Annotated in this window: 24 protein-coding genes and 2 pseudogenes; 2 read left to right on the top strand and 24 right to left on the bottom strand. The window is 44.7% G+C overall.

Features of this window, described 5'->3' with window-relative positions; translation table 11 throughout:
* The 15 genes and pseudogenes from IQR33_RS34040 to trmJ form a co-directional block, all read right to left on the bottom strand.
* Window positions 1-164: pseudogene (locus tag IQR33_RS34040) on the bottom strand (histidine--tRNA ligase); the annotation flags it as partial.
* Window positions 165-190: 26 nt separating this feature from the next.
* The gene (gene ispG / locus IQR33_RS22485) at window positions 191-1,309 is read right to left on the bottom strand and encodes a flavodoxin-dependent (E)-4-hydroxy-3-methylbut-2-enyl-diphosphate synthase (RefSeq protein WP_005381699.1); all 1,119 of its coding nucleotides are present in this window, start codon (window positions 1,307-1,309) and stop codon (window positions 191-193) included.
* 6 nt (window positions 1,310-1,315) lie between these two features.
* Window positions 1,316-2,266, bottom strand: a complete 951-nt coding sequence (rodZ, locus tag IQR33_RS22490) for a cytoskeleton protein RodZ (protein ID WP_005383707.1) — start codon at window positions 2,264-2,266, stop codon at window positions 1,316-1,318.
* Window positions 2,267-2,701: 435 nt separating this feature from the next.
* The gene (locus IQR33_RS22495) at window positions 2,702-3,829 is read right to left on the bottom strand and encodes a bifunctional tRNA (adenosine(37)-C2)-methyltransferase TrmG/ribosomal RNA large subunit methyltransferase RlmN (RefSeq protein ID WP_017633913.1); all 1,128 of its coding nucleotides are present in this window, start codon (window positions 3,827-3,829) and stop codon (window positions 2,702-2,704) included.
* Window positions 3,830-4,202: 373 nt separating this feature from the next.
* Window positions 4,203-4,628 (bottom strand): nucleoside-diphosphate kinase, encoded by a 426-nt coding sequence (ndk, locus tag IQR33_RS22500; protein WP_017633914.1) that lies wholly within the window; start codon window positions 4,626-4,628, stop codon window positions 4,203-4,205.
* A 95-nt stretch (window positions 4,629-4,723) separates the two neighbouring features.
* Window positions 4,724-6,022, bottom strand: a complete 1,299-nt coding sequence (gene pepB / locus IQR33_RS22505) for an aminopeptidase PepB (RefSeq protein WP_017633915.1) — start codon at window positions 6,020-6,022, stop codon at window positions 4,724-4,726.
* A gap of 161 nt (window positions 6,023-6,183) precedes the next feature.
* Entirely contained in the window at window positions 6,184-6,378 is a 195-nt protein-coding gene (gene iscX / locus IQR33_RS22510; RefSeq protein WP_005381711.1) for a Fe-S cluster assembly protein IscX, read from the bottom strand.
* 44 nt (window positions 6,379-6,422) lie between these two features.
* Window positions 6,423-6,761, bottom strand: a complete 339-nt coding sequence (gene fdx / locus IQR33_RS22515) for an ISC system 2Fe-2S type ferredoxin (RefSeq protein WP_005381713.1) — start codon at window positions 6,759-6,761, stop codon at window positions 6,423-6,425.
* A 13-nt stretch (window positions 6,762-6,774) separates the two neighbouring features.
* Window positions 6,775-8,628 (bottom strand): Fe-S protein assembly chaperone HscA, encoded by a 1,854-nt coding sequence (hscA, locus tag IQR33_RS22520; RefSeq protein ID WP_017633916.1) that lies wholly within the window; start codon window positions 8,626-8,628, stop codon window positions 6,775-6,777.
* Window positions 8,629-8,649: 21 nt separating this feature from the next.
* Window positions 8,650-9,165 carry a co-chaperone HscB gene (hscB, locus tag IQR33_RS22525; RefSeq protein WP_005381716.1) on the bottom strand — a complete coding sequence of 172 codons (516 nt, stop codon included), beginning with the start codon at window positions 9,163-9,165 and terminating at the stop codon, window positions 8,650-8,652.
* A 55-nt stretch (window positions 9,166-9,220) separates the two neighbouring features.
* Window positions 9,221-9,544 carry an iron-sulfur cluster assembly protein IscA gene (iscA, locus tag IQR33_RS22530; RefSeq protein WP_005381717.1) on the bottom strand — a complete coding sequence of 108 codons (324 nt, stop codon included), beginning with the start codon at window positions 9,542-9,544 and terminating at the stop codon, window positions 9,221-9,223.
* 70 nt (window positions 9,545-9,614) lie between these two features.
* Entirely contained in the window at window positions 9,615-9,998 is a 384-nt protein-coding gene (gene iscU, locus IQR33_RS22535; RefSeq protein ID WP_005381718.1) for a Fe-S cluster assembly scaffold IscU, read from the bottom strand.
* A gap of 38 nt (window positions 9,999-10,036) precedes the next feature.
* Window positions 10,037-11,251 (bottom strand): IscS subfamily cysteine desulfurase, encoded by a 1,215-nt coding sequence (locus IQR33_RS22540; protein WP_005381719.1) that lies wholly within the window; start codon window positions 11,249-11,251, stop codon window positions 10,037-10,039.
* A 28-nt stretch (window positions 11,252-11,279) separates the two neighbouring features.
* The gene (gene iscR, locus IQR33_RS22545) at window positions 11,280-11,786 is read right to left on the bottom strand and encodes a Fe-S cluster assembly transcriptional regulator IscR (protein ID WP_005381720.1); all 507 of its coding nucleotides are present in this window, start codon (window positions 11,784-11,786) and stop codon (window positions 11,280-11,282) included.
* Between the two features lie 125 nt (window positions 11,787-11,911).
* A complete protein-coding gene (trmJ, locus tag IQR33_RS22550) occupies window positions 11,912-12,631 on the bottom strand; it encodes a tRNA (cytosine(32)/uridine(32)-2'-O)-methyltransferase TrmJ (protein WP_017633919.1) in 720 nt (239 codons plus the stop codon).
* 231 nt (window positions 12,632-12,862) lie between these two features.
* Here trmJ and suhB point away from each other — a divergent pair, with 231 nt between their 5' ends.
* On the top strand, window positions 12,863-13,666 hold the full coding sequence (gene suhB / locus IQR33_RS22555) for an inositol-1-monophosphatase (RefSeq protein WP_005381722.1): 804 nt from the start codon (window positions 12,863-12,865) through the stop codon (window positions 13,664-13,666).
* A gap of 70 nt (window positions 13,667-13,736) precedes the next feature.
* Here the strand turns inward: suhB and IQR33_RS22560 are convergent, their stop codons facing one another.
* The 8 genes from IQR33_RS22560 to IQR33_RS22595 all read right to left on the bottom strand — a co-directional run bounded on the left by IQR33_RS22560 (window position 13,737) and on the right by IQR33_RS22595 (window position 21,889).
* Window positions 13,737-14,048 carry a hypothetical protein gene (locus tag IQR33_RS22560; RefSeq protein ID WP_017633920.1) on the bottom strand — a complete coding sequence of 104 codons (312 nt, stop codon included), beginning with the start codon at window positions 14,046-14,048 and terminating at the stop codon, window positions 13,737-13,739.
* A 141-nt stretch (window positions 14,049-14,189) separates the two neighbouring features.
* Window positions 14,190-14,606, bottom strand: coding sequence for a hypothetical protein (locus IQR33_RS22565; RefSeq protein ID WP_017633921.1), 417 nt, complete (start codon window positions 14,604-14,606; stop codon window positions 14,190-14,192).
* A gap of 164 nt (window positions 14,607-14,770) precedes the next feature.
* Window positions 14,771-15,718, bottom strand: coding sequence for a protein translocase subunit SecF (gene secF, locus IQR33_RS22570; RefSeq protein WP_005383689.1), 948 nt, complete (start codon window positions 15,716-15,718; stop codon window positions 14,771-14,773).
* Window positions 15,719-15,732: 14 nt separating this feature from the next.
* Complete coding sequence (secD, locus tag IQR33_RS22575) at window positions 15,733-17,589, bottom strand: protein translocase subunit SecD (protein WP_005381724.1); 1,857 nt, start codon at window positions 17,587-17,589, stop codon at window positions 15,733-15,735.
* A gap of 21 nt (window positions 17,590-17,610) precedes the next feature.
* The gene (yajC, locus tag IQR33_RS22580) at window positions 17,611-17,940 is read right to left on the bottom strand and encodes a preprotein translocase subunit YajC (protein WP_005381725.1); all 330 of its coding nucleotides are present in this window, start codon (window positions 17,938-17,940) and stop codon (window positions 17,611-17,613) included.
* Window positions 17,941-18,117: 177 nt separating this feature from the next.
* Complete coding sequence (gene tgt, locus IQR33_RS22585) at window positions 18,118-19,254, bottom strand: tRNA guanosine(34) transglycosylase Tgt (protein ID WP_005381727.1); 1,137 nt, start codon at window positions 19,252-19,254, stop codon at window positions 18,118-18,120.
* Between the two features lie 147 nt (window positions 19,255-19,401).
* The gene (queA, locus tag IQR33_RS22590) at window positions 19,402-20,454 is read right to left on the bottom strand and encodes a tRNA preQ1(34) S-adenosylmethionine ribosyltransferase-isomerase QueA (RefSeq protein WP_025768859.1); all 1,053 of its coding nucleotides are present in this window, start codon (window positions 20,452-20,454) and stop codon (window positions 19,402-19,404) included.
* Between the two features lie 268 nt (window positions 20,455-20,722).
* Window positions 20,723-21,889 (bottom strand): trypsin-like serine protease, encoded by a 1,167-nt coding sequence (locus IQR33_RS22595; protein ID WP_054729192.1) that lies wholly within the window; start codon window positions 21,887-21,889, stop codon window positions 20,723-20,725.
* 312 nt (window positions 21,890-22,201) lie between these two features.
* Between IQR33_RS22595 and IQR33_RS22600 the strand changes: the two genes are divergently transcribed.
* Window positions 22,202-22,651: a CBS domain-containing protein gene (locus tag IQR33_RS22600; protein WP_017820562.1), complete on the top strand. Its 450-nt coding sequence runs from the start codon at window positions 22,202-22,204 to the stop codon at window positions 22,649-22,651.
* 123 nt (window positions 22,652-22,774) lie between these two features.
* Here the strand turns inward: IQR33_RS22600 and IQR33_RS22605 are convergent.
* Window positions 22,775-23,224: pseudogene (locus IQR33_RS22605) on the bottom strand (isocitrate lyase); the annotation flags it as partial.

Below are 23,224 nucleotides of genomic sequence, written 5' to 3' on the forward strand. Positions count from 1 at the left end.
GCGCGGCTGAATAGGTTTGTTTCTTCAACGATTGGCATGCGCACTTCGTTATAACCGTATGCGCTAATTACATTTTTCACTGTGTTTTCTAATTTTTGCCACAGTGGCGACTGAGTTGGGAGGCAATCGTTCATGCCTCGAATTGCTTGAATTGTTTTTGCCACAATACTTACCGTAATTCTCGTTGAGATTAATCTTGTACTTTAACTTCGATGCGGTTTTCGCCATTCATCATAGCTGCTTTCGCACGGATCTTAGCTTCTAGCTTATTCACAAGGTCATCGTTATCAAAGCGCTCTTTCTGGCGTTTACCATCTTCGTAGAATGCGCTCTTCTTGTTACTACCTGCTAGACCTAAGTGAGAAACTTCTGCTTCACCAGGGCCGTTTACCACACAACCGATGATAGACACATCCATTGGCGTGATGATGTCTTCTAAACGTTGCTCCAGTGCATTCACCGTACCAATCACATCGAATTCTTGGCGTGAGCAGCTTGGGCACGCAATAAAGTTGATGCCTCGAGAGCGAATGCGCAGAGATTTAAGGATGTCAAAACCGACTTTGATTTCTTCAACTGGATCGGCAGCCAAAGAGATACGCAGCGTATCGCCTATCCCTTCAGATAACAGCATACCTAAGCCAACAGATGACTTAACAGCGCCAGCTCGAGCACCACCCGCCTCTGTGATACCTAAATGAAGAGGCTGATCGATTTTCTTCGCCAGCAGACGATATGAATCCACCGCAAGAAAAACGTCTGAAGCTTTCACGCTAACTTTAAATTGGTCAAAGTTAAGACGATCGAGATGATCTACGTGACGCATCGCCGACTCAACCAAGGCTTCTGGCGTAGGCTCACCGTATTTCATCTGTAGATCTTTTTCCAAAGATCCACCATTGACACCAATACGGATCGGGATGTTTTTATCGCGAGCGCAATCAACAACAGCGCGAATGCGCTCTTCATTGCCGATGTTACCTGGGTTGATACGTAAACAGTCAACTCCGTACTCCGCAACTTTCAGCGCGATACGATAGTCGAAATGAATATCAGCCACTAATGGTACAGAAACTTGCTGTTTAATCAGTTTGAAAGCTTCTGCTGCGTCCATCGTAGGTACAGAAACTCGAACGATATCTGCGCCGACTTTTTCTAGTGCTCGGATTTGAGCGACTGTCGCTTCTACGTCAGTCGTGCGAGTGTTAGTCATTGACTGTACTGCAATTGGCGCACCATCACCAATTGGCACATCACCCACATAAATACGCGTCGATTTACGACGAATAATTGGAGATTCGTGTTGCATAATTTTTTATAACGGTAGAGTGAATCTAGCTACTTTGCCTGAAGTATACCCAGAAAGGTCGACAGGTTCACTTGCAAATGTCATTGTAACCCCTTCCGGTGCGCCCAATATCACTTTAAATGGCGCTTTTCCGGTAAGTTCTACATCTTGTCCTGGCTTATGAGTACCACTTACCAGCGTTTTACCATTGGTGTCTTTTACTTGAATCCAACAGTCCGCTTTAAACTTCATAGTAAGAAGTGTCATGCCTTCAGGTACTACTGGCGCAGGCTGTTCCTCTTCCGCCGCTTCAATCACGGCAACAGGTTCTTCAGAATCTACGCTTGTTGTATTTTCAGTTTCAGTCAGCAAAGGATCCGCCCCTTGCTCAACGGGTGCTTCAGTCAATTCAGCAACACCTTCATTAGTTGAAGCAACTTCTTCAGGAGTGCTTGCGATTAACTCTTCAGCCGTCATCAAATCGATATCAGCTAATTCTTGAGCAGTGGGCTGCGGCGCTTCAACACTTGAATCCGTTACTTCCTTAGTTAGGCTATTCTCTTGTTGGTTTTGCCACCACCATGCAGCTGAAATGCCAATAATGACTAGCCCGATAACCCAAGTAAGGAGCATAATACGGCTATTGTGCTTCTCGTCTTTTGTTTTACGAGAGAAGCTTTGCATTTCAATTTCTTGCTCTTGAGGCTGAGCATCGGCAGTCTGCTCTAACGCCGTCAAAACCACCTTCTCATCAAGACCTACGAATTTAGCGTAAGAGCGTAAGTAACCACGCGTAAATGTCGCGACTTGTTGAGATTCAAATCGGTTATTTTCAATATCTTCAATCACAGAAATGCGAAGCCTCAGGCGGTCGGCAACTTGCTTTTGGCTCATTCCCAAGGATTCACGTTTGTTTTTCAGTAATGTGCCAGCTTCAATAGAGAGTGGCACTTCATTCGTATTTTCGTGTTCTGTCATAATGGCGGTATTTAATCTGTTTTAGTGGCTAACGTGGTCATGTATTTTCGTTATTGTTCTTAAGCCTCTTTAAAGATAGCTAGCCAAAACGCGTTAACCAAAAATAATAATTTTAAGAAACTCTCAGCGATCTGAGTGCGAATACCCGTTTTGCAAAAATCAGCAAAACGTATGTGAGAAAGTGCTGAGAATTATCGGTGTCATCGTTAGTGTTACATATCATGATAAGCGAATGCGCAACGAAGACAAAAACTCTTTACACTCAAACTAACAGATAGCTCAAGCTTTTGTCCAAACTTTGACAAAGGAATTCGAAATTATACCCAAATAACCTTAGGTTGAAGAGTAATAGTCCCAAATCTTGGCGAAAATGTCCTAAACAATAAACAAAATAGCCAGAGCGAATGGCTCTGGCTATTTTTGAATTCCGGTCGTTTATACAGCTTTCACTTCAATGGTATCGGCACCGCGTGACGCTTTCAGCATTGCCGTACGTTTAGTTCGGTCAATTACATCACCGACCAACTGACCACATGCGGCATCAATGTCATCACCACGTGTTTTACGAACCGTAACTGTGTGCTCGTATTGCATCAATGTTTTTTGGAAGCGATCAATACGTGAGTTACTTGGTTTCTTGTAAGGTGAACCTGGGTACGGGTTAAACGGAATCAAGTTAATCTTACATGGTGTGTCTTTCATCAATTCAGCCAGTTCACGAGCATGGTCCATGTCATCGTTCACATGATCAAGCAACACGTACTCGACTGTTACCTTGCCACGGTTTGCATTCGATGAAGCAATGTAACGACGAACGGATGCTAGGAAATCTTGAATATCCCAACGATCGTTAATTGGCATGATTTCACTACGCAGCTTATCGTTTGGCGCATGAAGAGAGATCGCTAACGCAACGTCGATTTTGCCCGTCATCTGATCAAGACCAGAAACGACACCTGATGTTGATACGGTTACGCGACGCTTCGACAAACCAAAGCCAAGGTCATCCAGCATTAACTCCAATGCAGGAATCAAGTTCTTCATATTAAGAAGCGGCTCACCCATGCCCATCATCACGACGTTCGTAATTGGGCGACGGCCTGTTTCTTTCTCAAGACCAATTTCACGTGCAGCACGCCACACCTGACCGATGATCTCTGAAACTTTCAAGTTACGGTTAAAGCCCTGCTGTGCTGTTGAGCAGAACTTACATTCCAATGCACAACCTACTTGAGAAGATACACAAAGCGTTGCGCGATCATCTTCTGGAATGTAAACCGTTTCTACATCCTGATCACCAACCTTCATTGCCCACTTGATCGTGCCGTCTGAAGAATGCTGAGCTTCTGCTACAGTTGGTGCTTTAATTTCACACTTGTGTAAAAGCTTTTCGCGCAGCTTCTTGTTGATGTTTGTCATTTTTTCGAAGTCATCTACACCGAAATGGTAGATCCACTTCATAACCTGATCGGCACGAAACGCTTTCTCGCCAAGTTCTTCCGCGAAAAACTGACGCATGCCTTTGCGATCAAAGTCGAGTAGATTGATTTTTTCAGTGGTCATGTTGCCTCTCAATGACTGAAACAAGAATAAGGGCGCGAATTGTACAGCCTTTATGCAGCTACAACAAGGGGTGTAAGACCCTGAGTTTGCTAAGGCATTAAAATAAAAACGATTAAATTTTAATCAGAATTTACGGTGAGAATAATGATTAGACAACCGACAACAAAAGCGTAGAAGTGGTACAGAGAAAACAGTGAGAACAAACACACGTAACTAAGCTTTCACCCCTGTAAGATGCTCAGATTAGCCAACATCTTCGCGAATAATTACGAATGAACTCGCAGGTGAAATGGAGAACGCGGAATAAAAAACCTCGGACAATTCCGAGGTTATTACGAACTAGATCATCACGCAAAAGTGATGCATGAACGAGTTAGCGAGTGAAAACTTCTGATTCAGGGAAGAAAAACTCAATTTCACGAGCGGCAGACTCAGGGCTATCTGAACCATGAACTGAATTGTGACGCATGCTGAGTGCGTAATCAGCACGCAAAGTGCCACATGCCGCGTCCTCTGGGTTGGTTTTACCCATTAGCTCGCGGTAACGTGCAATCGCATTTTCGCCTTCCAATACCTGAACCATAATAGGACCAGATGTCATGAACTCTTTTAGAGGAGGGAAAAACTCTTTACCTTCATGCTCTGCATAAAAGCCGCTTGCCTGATCTTCTGTCAGGTGAACCATTTTGGCAGCGATGATACGTAGGCCAGCCTTTTCAATACGATTGTAGATTTCACCAATTAGGTTTCGCTCTACAGCATCAGGCTTAATGATTGAAAATGTTCTTTCTAGAGCCATAAAATTTCCTTTCTGTACTTGTAATAATAGTTGTGCTTTTAAAGTGACTTACTGGGTAAGAGCAGCACTCAAACAAGAGAGTGCTGCAATCAATCTTATTTTCCAGCTTGCTCATTGAGGAAACGAGCAAGTGTACGAACACCCATACCCGTTGCTCCCGCAGCCCATTTATCAGAAGCGGCTTTACGATACGTACCCGCACAGTCGAAATGTAACCAGCCTTTTTTGTAGTCCTCAACGAAGTAAGACAAGAATGCAGCTGCAGTACTTGCACCCGGAGAATAATCACCAGAGCTGATATTCGATAAATCGGCAAAATTAGATGGCAGCATTTCTCGATGGAAATCAGCAAGTGGTAGCGGCCACAAGCCTTCTTTTTCCTGGTTTGCCGCCGTAAGCGCTTGATGCGATAGCTCATCATCAAAGCTCATTAGCGCATGGTAATCGTTACCTAACGCATTCTTCGCTGCGCCTGTTAGCGTCGCGCAGTCAATGATTAACTCAGGCTTTTGCTCACTGGCGTAGATAAGACCGTCTGCAAGCACCAAGCGACCTTCCGCGTCGGTATTCATAATCTCAACGGTTTTGCCGTTTTTGTAAGTGATGATGTCGCCAAGCTTAAGGGCACGGCCAGAAACCATGTTCTCAGCACAACACAAGATCAGTTTTACGCGCTTGTTTAAACCGCGCAAGATAGCTAATCCTAGGCCACCAGTTATAGTACCCGAGCCACCCATATCTGCTTTCATTGCACTCATGAAGGTAGAAGGCTTCAAGCTGTAACCACCGGAATCAAAGGTGATGCCTTTACCCACAAGACATGCGAATACAGGTGCGTTTTCGTCACCAGTTGGGTTGTAGTCTAACTGAAGCATCGCAGAAGTACGCTCAGAACCACGGCCTACTGCGTAAATACCTTCCCAACCTTCTGCCAACAAGTCTTTGTCTTTGACGATACGAGCTGTCACCGTGCCTTTCGGCGCAACAGATTTGATGAATTCAGCAGCCATTGTCGCTAGCTGACGAGGAGCAACTTCTTCTGCCGTTTTGTTGATAATATCGCGGGTAAAATCAGTCGAAGTAATACGAGCTTGAAGCTCTGCTTGCTCTTCATCAGACAATGCTGCCCACTCAACTGAGCCATGTTTTTTAGGGTTACGGAACCCTTGGTGGAAAGCCCATACGCTCTCTAGATCCCAGTTATCACCAGAAAGAAAAATAGAACGAATTCCTTGGCCATCTAGCTGACGAGCTGCACGTTGAATTGCGCCGAGATCATGACCTTCACCTAAGTGAATAGTTGCGCCGTTTTCAGCGAATGAAAGCAGTGCTTTTTCACCCCAATGTGGTGCTGCCGACTCTTGACTTAAAAATACAGACATCTGTGTAGACATGGTTTCTCCTTGTCTTATAGCAGCGTTGCCTACGCTGCTTCTTTTTAATAACTCACGGATGTTAGCATTATGTAGGGCAAAAATGTCAATTGGATAAAAAAACGGACCTAAAGGTCCGCTTTTTTTAGTAAGAATTGTTAACTAGGCTGTGTTTTACAGACTTAGTCTGCTTCGTCCATCCAGCACATGATAACGGCTTCTAGAATCTTTTCATTAGAACGGTTTGGCTCATCGTCAAACTCATCTAACTCCATGATCCATTGATGAAGATCGGTAAAACGCACTGTTTTTGGATCGACATCTGGAAACTTGTCACAAAGTTCAATCGCGATATCGCGAGAATCTGTCCATTTCATTGCTCATCTTCCTTTTGCTTCTTCCCTATATTGGGAAGATAGTTTTAGTGATCTTCTGAAGCGTGGTTTAGTGTGTATTTAGGAATTTCTACCACCAAGTCTTCATCAGCAATTCTCGCCTGACACCCTAGGCGTGACTCAGGCTCTAGACCCCACGCTTTATCTAGCATGTCGTCTTCTAGTTCTTCACTTTCTTCGAGTGAATCAAAACCTTCACGGATGATTACGTGGCAGGTAGTACACGCACATGACTTCTCACACGCATGTTCAATACCGATACCGTTTTTTAGCGCTACGTCTAGAACGGTGTCACCAGAGTTTGCTTCCAACACTGCACCTTCTGGGCACAAATCGTCGTGTGGTAATACAATAATCTTAGGCATAACTACTTATCTCTTATATATCGTCTACTGATTGACCTGACAACGCAGCTCGAATCGATTTATCCATACGGCGTGATGCGAAATCTTGGCTCGCTTTATCGGTATCTTTAATGCCCTGCTCTATCGCATCTGCATCATCACCATTACGCAGCTCAATCAAGGCTTCGATGGCTTTAATCAAGTTTTGTTTCTCTTGTTCTGATAGTAAGTCATCACCATCAGCTTGCATCGCTGCAATCAAACCTTCTATCACTCGGTCGGCTTCAACACGCTGCTCAGCTAAGGCACGAGCTTGCATGTCTTCTTTTGCGTGCGTCATTGAATCACGCAACATATCCGCCACTTCATTGTCACTTAAGCCGTAAGAAGGTTTTACTTGAATCTCTGATTGAACACCAGTGCTCTTCTCCATTGCCGTAACAGAAAGAAGGCCATCAGCGTCAACTTGGTAAGTCACGCGAATATGTGCCGCACCCGCTGCCATCGGAGGAATACCTTTTAACGAGAAGCGAGCAAGTGAACGACAGTCATCAACCATTTCACGTTCACCTTGTACCACATGAACACTCATCGCCGTTTGGCCATCTTTGAATGTGGTAAATTCTTGCGCACGCGCAACGGGAATCGTAGTGTTGCGGGGGATGATCTTCTCGACCAAACCACCCATGGTTTCAATACCGAGCGACAGTGGAATCACATCAAGAAGCAACATTTCAGAGTCAGGTTTGTTACCCGCTAGGATATCAGCTTGAATACCCGCACCGATTGCAACAACTTCATCTGGGTTAATGCTTGTCAGAGGTGTGCGACCAAAAAACTCGCCTACCATTTCACGAACCAACAATGTACGGGTTGAGCCGCCAACCATGACGACCTCGAGTACTTTATCTGCGTCGACATCCGCATCTTTTAATGCGCGACGACAAGACATCAGTGTTTTCTTCACTAGCGGACGAATCAGATCTTCGAACTGCTCGCGAGTCACGGTGCCTTTCCAGCCAAAAACGTCAACGTCAACACTGTCTTGCTCAGAGAAAGCAATCTTAGCTTCAGTAGCAATGTTCAACAGTATACGGTTCTTTTCTGCAGAAAGCGGCGCTTCTAGACCCGCTTGCTCCATTAAATAATCGGCAAATAGATGGTCGAAGTCGTCACCGCCTAATGCAGAATCGCCACCTGTTGCTAATACTTCAAATACGCCTTTCGATAAACGTAGGATAGAGATATCAAAAGTACCGCCACCTAGATCGTAAACCGCAATCACACCTTCTTGACCAGAGTCTAGGCCATAAGCAATTGCCGCAGCGGTTGGTTCGTTAAGTAGACGGAGAACATGAAGACCAGCTAATTTCGCCGCATCTTTTGTACCTGCACGTTGCGCGTCATCAAAGTAAGCAGGAACGGTAATAACTACACCAGCTAACTCACCACCTAACGTATCTTCAGCTCGCTTACCCAATACTTTTAGGATGTCCGCAGATACTTCAATCGGGTTTTTGTCACCTTGAGGTGTTTGCAGAATTGGCAGGCCGTTTTCACTCTCTTTAAAACGATAAGGAAGTGAAGAGTAACGGGACTGAATGTCCTTTAATGAACGACCGATCAAACGTTTTACAGAGATAATCGTGTTCTCTGGTTCAAACTCTGCTTTGGCTTTGGCTTCGTGGCCGACCGTTAACGTTTCCTCAGCGTAATTAACGACTGAAGGTAAAATAGTACGGCCCTGCTCGTCCGCAAGTGGAGTTGCATCGCCGCTACGTACAGAAGCAACCAAAGAGTTGGTAGTACCTAAGTCGATACCCGCTGCTAACTTATGCTCATGAGGTGCCGAGCTTTGGCCCGGTTCTGCGATTTGAAGTAGTGCCATGATAGGTCCTTGTCACGCTTACTAGCCGAGGAGTTTGTCTTCGACTAGCTCAATTTCGTTCTTTAGTTTGGCAATGAATTTTAGCTTACGAACTCGGTCTGCGGCTTCAGTCCATAGACCATCATCAAGCTCTTGCTCGACGCTTGCCAGATGCTGTTTGTACATTTTGCTGACCTTAGAGTCGAAGTCAAAAAGCGCCGATTCAGGATCGGACTTGTCAGCAATCTCTTCCAGTTCTTCGCGCAGTTCCATTTGCTCCATTAAGAACATCGGATCTTGCATTGTTTGCTGTTCACCTCGGATCTCAACACCTTGCTCTGCGAGGATATACTCGGCGCGAGAAATAGGATTTTTCAGAACTTGATAGGCATCGTTGATTTGCGCCGCCTTTTGCACCGCCATCAAACGGTCACGTTCTGAGCCCGTTGCAAAGTTATCCGGGTGGAAGCGTTTTTGTAGTTCTCGGAACTGAGAAGAAAGAAGGCTACCATCCAGCTTAAACTGACTTGGTAGCCCAAATAATTCAAAGTGATTCATTAAGTTCGGGTCCTAGTAAAGCCTTCCGGACTCGTTTGCCCAGAAGGACAATCAATTAGACGTTGAAGCTTTCACCACAACCACATTCACTTTTCGCGTTAGGGTTGTTGAATTCAAAACCTTCATTCAACCCTTCTTTCACGTAATCCAATTCAGTACCATCTAGGTACACTAAGCTCTTTTGATCGATGATAATTTTCACTCCAGAGAGTTCAAATACTTCGTCTTCTTCATTGAGCTCATCAACAAACTCAAGTACGTATGCCATGCCGGAACAGCCAGTCGTCTTCACTCCAAGACGTAAACCGATACCTTTGCCTCGGTTATCTAGGAATGCTCTTACGCGACTTGCCGCTGATTCTGTCATTGTGATGGCCATACTGCACCTTAGTCTGTCTAAATTTCGATTGGAATGGGAGCGTCAAAGCTCCCATTATATTACGGAATAATTATTCTTGGTGTTTTTTCTTGTAGTCAGCAACCGCTGCTTTGATTGCATCTTCAGCAAGAATAGAACAGTGAACTTTCACTGGTGGAAGCTCTAGCTCTTCAGCAATCTCAGAGTTTTTAATTGCTGCCGCTTCATCAACTGACTTACCTTTTACCCACTCAGTTACTAGTGAGCTTGATGCGATTGCACTACCACAACCGTATGTTTTGAACTTCGCATCTTCGATGATACCTTCAGGTGTCACTTTGATTTGAAGCTTCATTACGTCACCACACGCAGGAGCGCCAACCATGCCGCTACCTACTGATGGATCTTCTTTATCGAATGAACCAACGTTACGTGGGTTCTCGTAGTGATCAATTACTTTTTCGCTGTATGCCATGATAAATTACCTCGAATCCTCTATTTCAATCCCTGAGATTAATGGTGAGCCCATTCAACAGTGCTCAAATCAATCCCTTCTTTGTACATATCCCATAGAGGAGACATGTCGCGTAGCTTAGTCACTGCAACGCGGATTTGTTCAATTGCGTAATCAATTTCTTCTTCAGTCGTGAAACGACCAAACGAGAAACGAACCGAGCTGTGAGCCAATTCGTCATCCATGCCTAGGGCACGAAGAACGTAAGAAGGCTCAAGGCTTGCAGACGTACAAGCACTACCAGAAGATACCGCTAGATCTTTAAGCGACATTAGTAGTGATTCACCTTCTACGAATGCGAAACTGATGTTTAGGTTGTGTGGTACACGCTGCTCAAAGTCACCGTTTACCGTCACTGCTTCTAAGTCTTTCACGCCATCAAAAAGACGGTTACGAAGCGCTAAAGCATGATCGTAATCTTTTTGCATGTCTTCTTTTGCAATGCGGAATGCTTCACCCATGCCTACGATTTGGTGAGTAGGTAGTGTACCAGAGCGGAAACCACGCTCATGACCGCCACCGTGCATTTGCGCTTCAAGACGAATACGAGGCTTACGACGTACGTAAAGTGCACCGATACCTTTAGGACCGTAAACTTTGTGAGCAGAAAGTGAAATTAGATCAACTTTCATCTCTTGAACGTCGATTGGTAATTTACCTGCAGATTGCGCAGCGTCCACGTGGAAAACAATTTTACGCTCACGGCACAGTTCGCCGATCGCTGTAATGTCTTGAACCACACCAATCTCGTTGTTTACATGCATAATAGACACAAGCACGGTGTCATCACGCATGGCTGCTCTAAGCTTCTCTAGATCGATCAAGCCATTTGATTCTGGCTCAAGGTAAGTCACTTCAAAGCCTTCACGCTCAAGTTGACGACATGGGTCAAGAACGGCTTTGTGCTCTGTTTTACAAGTGATTACGTGCTTGCCTTTCTTCGAGTAAAAGTGCGCTGCACCTTTAATCGCAAGGTTGTCTGATTCTGTCGCACCAGATGTAAATACGATTTCGCGAGGATCTGCATTTAGAAGGTCAGCAATTTGCTCACGAGCAGTATCGACCGCTTCTTCTGCCTGCCAGCCGTAACGGTGCGAACGTGACGCTGGGTTGCCAAATGTGCCATCCATTGTCATGTACTGAACCATTTTTTCAGCAACACGTGGATCAACTGGACATGTAGCGGAATAATCAAGATAAATCGGCAGTTTCATTCTCTACTCCAATGTAAAAAGCTGACCGCTAAGAGCGGACGTTTACACCGATGGGCGCGGCGGTTGTATTTTTGTTTGATAGCCCATGGGTTACCGCCAGATCAATGTCCTGACGATCAGAAATTTCGAGTACTTCATTGTCTGTCATCAACTCACCAAGAGTGATGTTATTCAAAAAGTCACTAATGCGAGAGCTTAGGTCACGCCACAGCGTGTGAGTAAGGCAACGTGTTCCACCTTGGCAATCTCCTTTACCTTGGCATTTGGTTGCATCTACTGACTCATCAACGGCAGCAATCACGGTACCAATAGCGATACTGTGAGCGTCGGCACCAAGTCGGTAACCACCACCAGGACCACGAACGCTGGCAACGAGACCTGCTTTACGCAATTTTGAAAATAGCTGCTCTAAGTAAGAGAGCGAGATCCCTTGACGCTCTGAAATATCAGCCAGAGGTACAGGGTTTTGTTGCGAATGCAGTGCCACATCCAGCATGGCTGTCACCGCATATCTTCCTTTAGATGTAAGTTTCATACCACACCGTATCCACATGGTTTGTAATGGTTAAGATTTTTCCATACCTGAGTAATTTGGTCAAGTATTTATTTGACCATTTTACTCAGGTATTCATCCTTACATCTAAAGTGGTTATTATTCACTCAGAACTTCTTTTCTATCGAAGTCAAAACGCCTCGTAGAATATTAAGTTCTTGGGTTTCTGGTCGAGCACGAGAGAACAAACGGCGCAACTTATTCATCACCTGTCCAGGTTGCTCTTTGTTAATAAACTGGGTCTCAACCATCACCTTTTCAAGATGCTCGAAGAACAATTCGAGTTCTCGATGACGCGGGTATTCTTCCGATTCATTTGGGGAAAACTGGCTTTGCTCTAAGTTCAAGTGTGCAACTCGCACTTCGTAACTGAGAGTTTGTACAGCCATCGCTAGGTTAAGCGAGCTGTACTCAGGATTAGCGGGAATACAAACATGGTAGTGGCACTTTTGTAGCTCTTCGTTTGTCAAACCAGTTCTTTCTCGGCCAAACACGAGCGCAACCGGATGCTTTCGGCCTTCAACTGCAAATTTCTCACCGCATTCACGTGGCTCGAGCATTGGCCATTCTAATGTACGAGAGCGGGCGCTAGAACCCACAACAAGGCCACAATCTTCAACCGCTTCTTCTAATGTGCCGACAATCTTTGCATTTTGAGCAATATCACCAGCACCCGCAGCTAAAGCAAGAGTTTGTTCATCCACTTCACATTGTGGATCGACTAATACTAGTTGGTTTAAACCCATCACTTTCATTGCTCGAGCTGCTGAGCCAATATTGCCTGAATGAGAGGTACCTACGAGTACAATTTTTACTTGATCCAACATCTGTGTTTGCTACCTAAATTAAAACCGCAGAATGTTATCATAGTTTTTTAAGACACCCTAGAGGCAAGCAGACCTCTCTTCTCATTCTTGGTTATTGTTCTCGTCCGCAGTATGATCTGTACACTCAGTCGGCCGCAATTAGAGTAAAAAATAACCACTTCCCTTTTTGATTATCTCTGGTATACTCGCCGCCGCTTTCATTTGTTCTTTAACATCCGTTGGGAAATTCGTATGCATCCAATGCTAAACATTGCTATTCGCGCTGCGCGAAAGGCAGGCAATCATATTGCTAAATCATTAGAAAACACTGATAAAGTAGAATCTACTCTTAAAGGCACTAATGACTTTGTCACTAACGTAGACAAAGAAGCAGAATACATCATCATCGATACTATCAAGCAGTCTTACCCTGAGCACTGTATCGTTGCTGAAGAACAAGGTCTTATCGAAGGTAAAGATAAAGACGTACAATGGATCATCGACCCACTGGATGGCACCACTAACTTTGTAAAAGGTTACCCAACTTTCGCGGTTTCTATCGCTGTTCGTATTAAGGGCAAAACTGAAGTTGCTTGTGTTTACGATCCAATGCAAAACGAGCTATTCACTGCACAACGCGGTGCCGGCGCTCAACTAAACAGTGCACGTATTCGTGTTGCTCAACTAAAAGACCTTCAAGGTACTGTTCTAGCAACAGGCTTCCCATTCAAGCAGAAACAACACGCTGAGTCTTACATCAAGATCGTTGGTGCGCTATTCACTGAATGTGCTGATTTCCGTCGTAGCGGCTCTGCTGCTCTTGACCTTTGTTACGTGGCTGCTGGCCGTGTTGATGGTTACTTCGAGCTAGGCCTAAAACCTTGGGATATGGCAGCAGGTGAGCTTATTGCTCGTGAAGCTGGCGCAATCCTAACAGACTTTGCTGGCGGCACTGACTACATGAAGTCTGGTAACATCGTTGCTTCAAGCGCTCGTGGCGTAAAATCTATCCTTAAGCACATCCGCGAAAACGGTAACAGCGCGATCCTTAAGTAAGATTTGAAAGTCATATATAGCCCGTCACGCTGATGACTTTAGAAAGCCCCGCTCATTGAGCGGGGCTTTTTTATTTCGAACAATCAGCCTGTTTGTAGAAACGGTCGTAGTCAGATAAGTGGTCTATTTTTACGTGCTTAACCTTCCATATTTGTTCCTTCATTAAAAACTGCAGCGAAACCGTGACTGGCTGGTATACATCACCAAAGCCGTTTACAGAAAGACATCCAACTCCTCCATCCTCACTGTACTCTTCAAAGTAAGACAGCTCTGTAACCAAACTTGATGGGATAGATGATAAAAATGGAAATTGATGACCAAATTTTATTGGGTGAGACTTAATACTGTTCAGCTCTTCAATCGATAGATTTGGTCCTGCCATAGCTTCTACCACCTCTATATACTGCATCTTGTATAAATTATTACGTATATCAAGGTAAGTATCGTGGAGTGGACTTGCGATGCAGGGCGTTGAAACACTTAGTAAAACCGGAATAGGTAGAATTCTATTTAGCATAACCAACTAAACCCCAGCTTCACGGAGCGCTTGATCAATTTTACTCGGCTTAAATCTGTACTTACAAAGCCCCCACTCGCACTGCTCTAAAAGCTCACGGACATTTACCTGCCCAGTAACTCCAAAGGAAACAACACCAAAAAGAGAAACACTCCCACTGTATGTCAAAACACCATCACGAGTAGTTTTAAAAGTAACAGAAACGGCTTTTAATTTTATGCCCAGCTCTTCAACCATTTCTTTTGAAACTTCAAACTTAGTAAATCCAAGCTCACCAGATAAAGTTACTTTACCTGACTCATCAACTGCTAACTTGAACCTTTTCCCTCCAGTAACTAGCTTGGTGGTAACACCTTTATTGTGCTTGTAAGAAATCTCTACAAACTTCAGTAACTGTACTTTTATTTCAGCTTGCCTTGACATTATTTCCTCCCGAAATTGTTGAACATACTTCCGATATTCAACTCAATCAAAAAACTACAATTCAAGCTGGAAGTACCTCAAAAAAAAATGAAACTTTCAAATCTATCAGGCATAAAAAAACCGCTGATTGTTCAGCGGTTTTTGTTTTCGGTTCTCAATCTGCCTTATGGCATTTCGTCGAACTCTGCACCCTCTTTTTCTACTTGAGGTGGCATCAAGTGCTCTTTCTGGATACCCAGTTTTAGAGCCAGTGCTGATGCTACGTAGATAGAAGAGTAAGTACCTACAGTGATACCGAGTAAAAGTGCGGTTGCAAAGCCGTGAATCATAGCACCACCCTGCATGAACAGTGCAATTACCACGAACAACGTCGTACCAGATGTAATCAATGTACGGCTCAACGTTTGAGTGATTGAGGCGTCCATAATGTCTGAAGGTTCACCCTTACGCATCTTACGGAAGTTTTCACGAATCCGGTCAAATACAACGATGGTATCGTTGAGTGAGTAGCCCACAACCGTCAGTAGCGCAGCTACGATAGTCAGGTCAACTTCAATTTGTAGAAACGAGAAGACACCTAGCGTGATAATTATATCGTGAGCCAATGCCATTACCGCACCAGCCGCTAGACGCCATTCAAATCGCATCGATACATAAAGCAGAATACAGATCAGCGATACCAAGATCGCTAGACCACCAGCTTCTGTTAGCTCATCACCAACGTTGGGACCTACGAACTCAATACGACGCATTTCTACGCTTTCGCCAGTACCATCTTTGATAGCACCAATGATTTGGTTACCTAGCGTTTCACCAGAAACGTCATCACGTGGACGAAGACGAACCATGACTTCACGAGCACTACCGAAGTTTTGTACTGTCGCATCGCCAAAGCCTTTTGAATCTAGTGCTGCACGAATCTCTTCAAGGTTTGCTGGCTGTTCAAAACCGACCTCGATAAGAGTACCGCCAGTGAAATCTAGACCCCAATTAAGCCACTTGGTTGACAAAGTGAAGATAGAAGCAGCAATCATTATAATTGAAAAAACGAATGCTACTTTCGACCAACGCATAAAGCCGATCGTCTTCTCTGCTTTTAGAATTTGAAACATATTAATTCCCAGCCTTAGATCGACAATTTATCAACGCGTTTGCCACCGTAGATCAGGTTCACGATACAACGTGTACCAATAATGGCGGTGAACATTGAAGTTAAGATACCGATAGATAGAGTAACTGCGAAACCTTTCACCGCACCTGTACCGACCGCAAATAGAATGATTGCAGTAATTAGTGTTGTGATGTTCGCATCAGCAATCGTGCTGAATGCATTCGCGTAACCTTGGTGAATCGCTTGTTGTGGACTACGTCCATCACGAATTTCTTCACGGATACGCTCGAAGATCAGTACGTTCGCATCAACTGCCATACCGACTGTTAACACGATACCGGCTATCCCCGGAAGCGTCATGGTAGCGCCTGGAATCATCGACATAACACCAATGATAAGCACTAAGTTTGCCATTAGAGCAATGTTTGCAATCAAACCAAAGCCGCGGTAGTAAAGCAGGGTAAATAGCATTACGGCAACCATACCCCAGATACATGCTTGGATACCCATATCGATGTTTTGCTGGCCCATTGATGGACCAATGGTACGTTCTTCAACGATAGAGATAGGTGCAATCAGTGCACCAGCACGTAGTAAAAGTGCTAGGTTGTGTGCTTCTGCAGCAGAGTCGATACCTGTGATACGGAAGTTACGACCAAGAGCCGATTGAATCGTTGCTTGGTTGATGACTTCTTCATGCTTATCCAGAATAACTTTGCCTTCAGGCGTACGACGGCCACTGTCTTTGTATTCTGCAAACACGGTAGCCATTAGCTTACCAATGTTCTTCTTAGAGAACGCAGACATCTTATTACCACCTTCGCTGTCTAGCGAGATGTTAACTTGTGGACGACCATATTCATCAACACTTGAGCTTGCATCTGTGATGCTTTGACCGCCAAGAATAACGCGCTTCTTAAGCACAACTGGGCGACCATCACGGTCCATCTTGATTTCACTACCTGCTGGCGCACGACCATTTGCCGCTGCCGATAGGTCAGCTTTATCATCAACTTCACGGAATTCAAGCGTTGCCGTAGCTCCGAGAATTTCTTTTGCACGAGCAGTGTCTTGAACACCAGGCAGTTCAACTACAATGCGACTAGCACCTTGACGTTGAACCAATGGTTCCGCAACACCTAGTTCGTTGACACGATTACGTAAAATCGTAATGTTTTGCTCAACAGCATAGTTACGGATCTCTTGTAAACGTTGCTCAGTAAAGGTTGCAGTAAGAGCGTAACGGCCATTTGAATCAGAATCGACAAAAATCATGTCCGGGTGATTCTTTTCTAGCGTTGCTTTCGCTTCTGCTAATTGCTCTTCGTTACGCAACAACACTTCTACCGCTTCTTTTCCAGAAGGGCGGATTGCACGGTAACGAATCTTGGCGTCACGAAGTTCGCTACGGAAAGCTTCTTCTTGTTGACCAACAAGCTTTTCCATCGCTGCATCCATATCCACTTCCATTAAGAAGTGAACACCACCGCGAAGGTCAAGACCTAGCTTCAATGGTGACGCGCCAATCGCTTCTAGCCAATCGGGTGTAGAAGGTGCAAGGTTAAGTGCAACAATTGTGTCTTTGCCTAGCGCTTCGCTGATGACATCACGAGCACTGATTTGTGTGTCAGTGTCGTTAAAACGAACAAGAATTGATCCATCTTCGAGAGCAATGGATTTATGAGAAAGTTGCTCTTTGTTAAGAGCAGTAGTGACAGCATCCAGCGTTGACATATCTACAGAGGCGCCACGCGCCCCTGTAACTTGAATAGCCGGATCTTCACCGTAGATATTTGGAAGTGCGTATAACGCAGCGGTGATGATGGCAAAAAGCACCATCAAGTACTTCCATAATGGATAACGGTTTAGCACAGCGAGGATCCTTTAGCTGTTTTATAGAGACTTAAGCGTACCTTTTGGTAGCACTGCAGTGATGAAGTCTTTCTTGATTACTACTTCATTGTTCGCGTTAAGCTCAATTGAAATGTAGTCATTGTCTTCAGCAATCTTAGTGATTTTACCCACTAGGCCACCGCTAGTTAAAACTTCGTCGCCTTTGCCCATAGAAGCCATTAGGTTTTTGTGTTCTTTTACGCGTTTCGCTTGTGGGCGGTAAATCATGAAGTAAAAGATCACTGCGAACATGCCAAGCATGATTAGCATTTCAAAACCACCGCCTGCTGGCGCGCCTTCTGCTGCTGCGTGAGCCTGAGAAATAAACATTAAAACATCCTCATTATATTTTATTGATAATCAAACAAATTGGGCTTTCGCATTTTAGATTCAAGTCTGAGAGTAACTAATAGAGATCGCTCTCTCAAAAATAACGTGCGTTAGCCTACTTTATTAGCAAAAGCCTCTGGCGACATGCCAAAGGCTTTAATTCTTTTAGTTTTTCAATTACTGCTCTTTTGCTAGTGGTGGCACTTCACGGCCACGACGCTCATAGAACTCAGTAACAAATTCATCGAAGCGATCTTCATCAATTGCTTTACGAATGCTTTCCATCAGACGCTGGTAGTAACGCAGGTTATGGATTGTATTCAAGCGAGCGCCTAAGATTTCATTACAACGCTCTAAATGGTGAAGGTACGACTTGCTGTAGTTTTGACAAGTGTAACAGTCACAATGCGGATCCAATGGTGTTGTATCCGTTTTATGTTTCGCATTACGGATCTTGATCACACCACCAGTCACAAATAAGTGACCATTACGTGCGTTACGCGTTGGCATTACACAGTCAAACATGTCGATACCACGACGAACACCTTCAACCAAGTCTTCTGGCTTACCTACGCCCATCAAGTAGCGAGGTTTGTCTTCAGGAAGTTGAGGACAAGTATGCTCAAGAATACGGTGCATGTCTTCTTTAGGCTCACCTACTGCCAAACCACCAACCGCGTAACCGTCAAAACCGATTTCCGTTAGACCTTTTACCGACACATCACGTAAATCTTCGTAAACACCACCTTGGACAATACCAAATAGGTTGTTCGGGTTTTCTAGCTTCTCGAAGTGGTCACGTGAACGCTGTGCCCAGCGTAATGACATTTCCATCGATTTCTTCGCTTCATCGTGTGTCGCTGGGTAAGGCGTACACTCGTCAAAAATCATAACGATGTCAGAGCCCAGGTCTTTTTGAATTTCCATCGACTTTTCTGCGTCCATGAAAATCTTGTCACCGTTTACTGGGTTACGAAAGTGAACACCCTCTTCAGTGATCGTACGCATCTTACCAAGGCTGAATACTTGGAAGCCGCCTGAATCAGTAAGAATAGGACCGTGCCAGTTCATAAAATCGTGCAGGTCACCGTGCATTTTCATCACTTCTTGACCAGGACGTAGCCACAGGTGGAACGTATTACCTAGCAGAATTTCTGCACCAGTACCTTTTACTTCTTCTGGTGTCATACCTTTAACGGTACCGTAAGTACCTACTGGCATGAACGCAGGAGTTTGAACAGTGCCGCGTTCGAAAGTCAGTTGACCACGACGTGCATTGCCGTTTTTCTTCTTAAGATCGAATTTTAATTTCACGATGCCTCCGGGTGTCAGAGAAACAGTCTGACTGAGTGTTTAGGGCTCTACCCTACTTTAAGGAGCGGTCGCTTTTCCTTGCGAGAGACAAAGCAATGGATGCTTTATTTCCTAGCTTACTGCTAGCACTCGTAAATCTATTTTTAACTACGCCGTTTTCTTCTTGATGAACATTGAATCGCCATACGAGAAGAAACGGTATTTGTTTTCCACCGCATGTTTGTAAGCATTCATGGTGTTCTCGTATCCAGCAAATGCACTCACCAACATGATCAGTGTTGATTCAGGCAAGTGGAAGTTTGTGATCAAGCAATCCACTAGCTGATATTCGTAACCAGGGAAAATAAAGATTTCAGTATCGCCAAAGAATGGGGCCAGCTCAGTCCCTTTTTGCAATGCGTCTTGCGCTGCACTTTCAAGTGAACGCACAGATGTGGTACCAACAGCAATAATTCGTCCGCCACGCGCTTTCGTCGCTTTAATTGCGTCGACGACTTCTTGTGGTACTTCTACGTACTCGGCATGCATGTGGTGATCGTTGATATTTTCCACTTTTACTGGCTGGAATGTACCCGCCCCAACGTGCAAAGTAACGTAAGCAAACTCTGCACCTTTCGCTTTGATTTTCTCCAAGAGAACATCATCAAAGTGAAGGCCCGCCGTCGGTGCCGCAACCGCACCTGGCTTTTGATTATATACCGTTTGGTAACGCTCTTTATCTGCATCTTCGTCTGGACGGTCGATGTAAGGAGGAAGCGGCATATGGCCGATTTCTTCCAGAATTTCTAGTACCGTCTTATCAGAACTAAATTTCAGTTCAAATAAAGCATCATGGCGTGCAACCATTTCTGCTGAATATTCATCATTCTCGCCAACAATAATGGTTGTACCTGGTTTTGGTGATTTAGAGCAACGAACGTGCGCGAGGATGCTTTTCTCATCCAACATGCGCTCCACTAGCACTTCTAATTTACCGCCCGATTCCTTGCGGCCAAAAAGACGAGCAGGAATAACACGTGTATTATTAAACACCACTAAGTCACCGGGTTGAACTTGGCCCAATACATCAGTAAATGTGCCATCAATGAGCTCTCCGGTATTGCCGTCCATTTGCAGCAGTCGGCTAGCGGTACGCTCTGGTTGAGGGTAGCGAGCGATGAGTTCATCTGGAAGGTCGAAATGGAAATCTGATACTTGCATGTTACTTGTCTTATCTATTGGTCAAATCACGTCTAGGCGACGATAAAATTGCGACGAGTTTTTCGCAGCAGACTAGTATATGTTTACATGCTGCAATAGCAAGCAAATCACCAGAATATAGCAGTAAAAGCCATGGTGAAGAGTGTAATAAAACGTGAAAAGCCTCGATTACTTGGCACTATTTTTAATTTGAGCCCAAAAGAGAGAACATGAAAAAAGCAAAGCAGCGTATACCGCTGCTTATTAGTTTGGCATTCCAATCGCCCTATCAAACCTCACGCTTTCGCCACAAGAATAACGGCACGAATAAACCCAATAACCAAAACCCTAGACTGCCACCTTCATCATCTGAGCCTTTGAAATCACAGTTATTGGTCGCAATGCCATCGTGACACTCTTTATTGTCACCACTTTCATTGTTAGCACTTTTGATAAAATTCGGCGCAATGATGTAACGACTTGGTGGCGCATCGGCAGTGATGTAAGACTGTACCCAGTCGTAATAGTGGCTCACCTTGGTGTAGAAACTTGGGATCGTCAAAGAGCCACACGTTGGTAGAATAAGGGGGCCGCCACTAACAATACCAATTTGTTTGCCGGTCGCCACATCGACCAACGGGCCACCACTGTCACCTTTACATGCAGAGTTGCCATATTGAGTATGGCTATCTGGCTCCAATACATGGTTTTGTGTTGGTAGCGTACAAATTTTGGTTTGGTTGTCTCTTGAATCAATGATCCCCGGAAAACTGCTGCCAATTTCTAAACGCTCATAACATTTGTCGATGGGTAAAAATGTGCTAATGGTGGTTTTGAGCGTATTAGAAGGTTCAGAAGCATCCGGCTGAGTAGTCCCCCATCCAAACACTTGCACATTTTCGACACGTTGATTGGTCAGGTAATTATCATTCCAATCCGCCACCAAACGTGCTTCGATACTCTCCATGTCAACTTTACTCACTAGGTCAGCAAAGCTCGCGTTTGCCACTGGGCGCGTGAGATACAGCAACGCGATGTCTGAATCTAAACCGGTTTGGATAGGTTTCACGTTGCCATTACTGTCGGTCTCAGCTTTTGAAATCCGAGTGTAATCCGGATGAACCACAACGTGAGACACCGGATAGAAGTTATCAAGCCCTGCAGAATTAAGTTCATACACATTCGCATTCACCGACAGCTCACCCGGCGGGGTCACATAGTAGGTTGCTTCATTGGTTCCTTGTCCCATCACCACACAGTGCGCCGCAGTCAGTACCCATTGCTCTGTCAGCATCGTTCCACCACACAGCGGAAACTCTGCCATATTACTAGCTCGCAAAGTAACGCGGTCAACAGGATCGGTTTGTTCATCTCCTAACACAATCGCCTGTGTTGATGGCACACTGAATGCCGCCACTGCCAGCGCAATAAGTTTGTTACACGTTGTTCGTTTCATCTAGGTTGCTGTCTTCAATTTGGTAAGCCTGGACGTATCTTCTTCGAGAGAAGAATCTTGGAAAATCCAGCGAATAAAAATGTGCGATTCAATTCATTGGATTACCTTGGGAACACATTCAATATCAACTAAAAATGCCAACTGACTCGCACACAAACCGACTTATTCAAATTAATAAAAACACCAATAAAACACAGATTACGCAGCCCATCAGCATTGTGCTATTTAATTGATGAAAAACGAGTTAGCTCCCAGATATACAGAAAAATATTCTCTATATTTAAGAGAAGGACAATGCCGCTGGAGGTCTCTATGATCAAGGTTGAAGACATGATGACTCGTAATCCTCATACCTTACTGCGCACGCACACCTTGCGTGATGCAAAAAGCATGATGGATGCGCTTGATATTCGACACATTCCGGTTGTTGATGCCAATAACCACTTACAAGGCTTGGTGACTCAACGCGACATTCTTGCTGCTCAAGAATCGAGCTTGCACCCAGATGAGGCTGAACAATCTTTTACTTTAGACACACCGCTCTACGAAATGATGCACACCAACATCATGACGGCAGAGCCTATCGCGGGGCTCAAAGAGAGCGCTATCTATATGCAAAAGCATAAAGTTGGCTGTCTACCTGTTGTCACCAAAGGTCGATTGGTCGGCATCATTACTGACAGTGACTTTGTGACCATTGCGATTAACTTATTGGAACTGCAAGAAGAAGTGGAACCTGAAGAAATCGAGCAGGAAGAGTAGTACGCAAGCGTATTCTCTTTGTTGTAAGTTTCGTTTTTACACCGGTTAAACGAAAAAAGAGCGGCAGGGTTGCCGCTCAAAATGCCATTACTGACGCTGATTAAGGAAGTGTTTCTCTGCCAATTAGAATTGGTCTTCTTCGGTCGAACCTGTCAATGCTGTCACTGAAGAGTTACCACCTTGGATAGTATTGGTCATTCTATCGAAGTAACCTGTACCTACTTCTTGTTGGTGCGCAACAAACGTATAGCCTTTTTCAGCTGCTTGGAATTCAGGACGCTGAACTTTCTCAACATAATGACGCATACCTTCACCTTGAGCGTAAGCGTGTGCCAGTTCAAACATGTTGAACCACATGTTGTGAATGCCTGCTAGCGTGATGAATTGGTACTTGTAGCCCATGTCTGCAAGCTCTTGTTGGAACTTAGCAATAGTTTCTGCATCTAGGTTTTTCTCCCAGTTGAAGGACGGCGAACAGTTGTACGCCAACAATTGATCTGGGTATTCAGCGTGAATTGCTTCTGCAAACTTACGTGCTTCTTCCAAACATGGCGTAGCCGTTTCACACCAAAT

The sequence above is a fragment of the Vibrio sp. OPT46 genome (genome assembly GCF_015163535.1).
In the GTDB taxonomy this organism is placed as follows: Bacteria; Pseudomonadota; Gammaproteobacteria; order Enterobacterales; family Vibrionaceae; genus Vibrio; species Vibrio alginolyticus.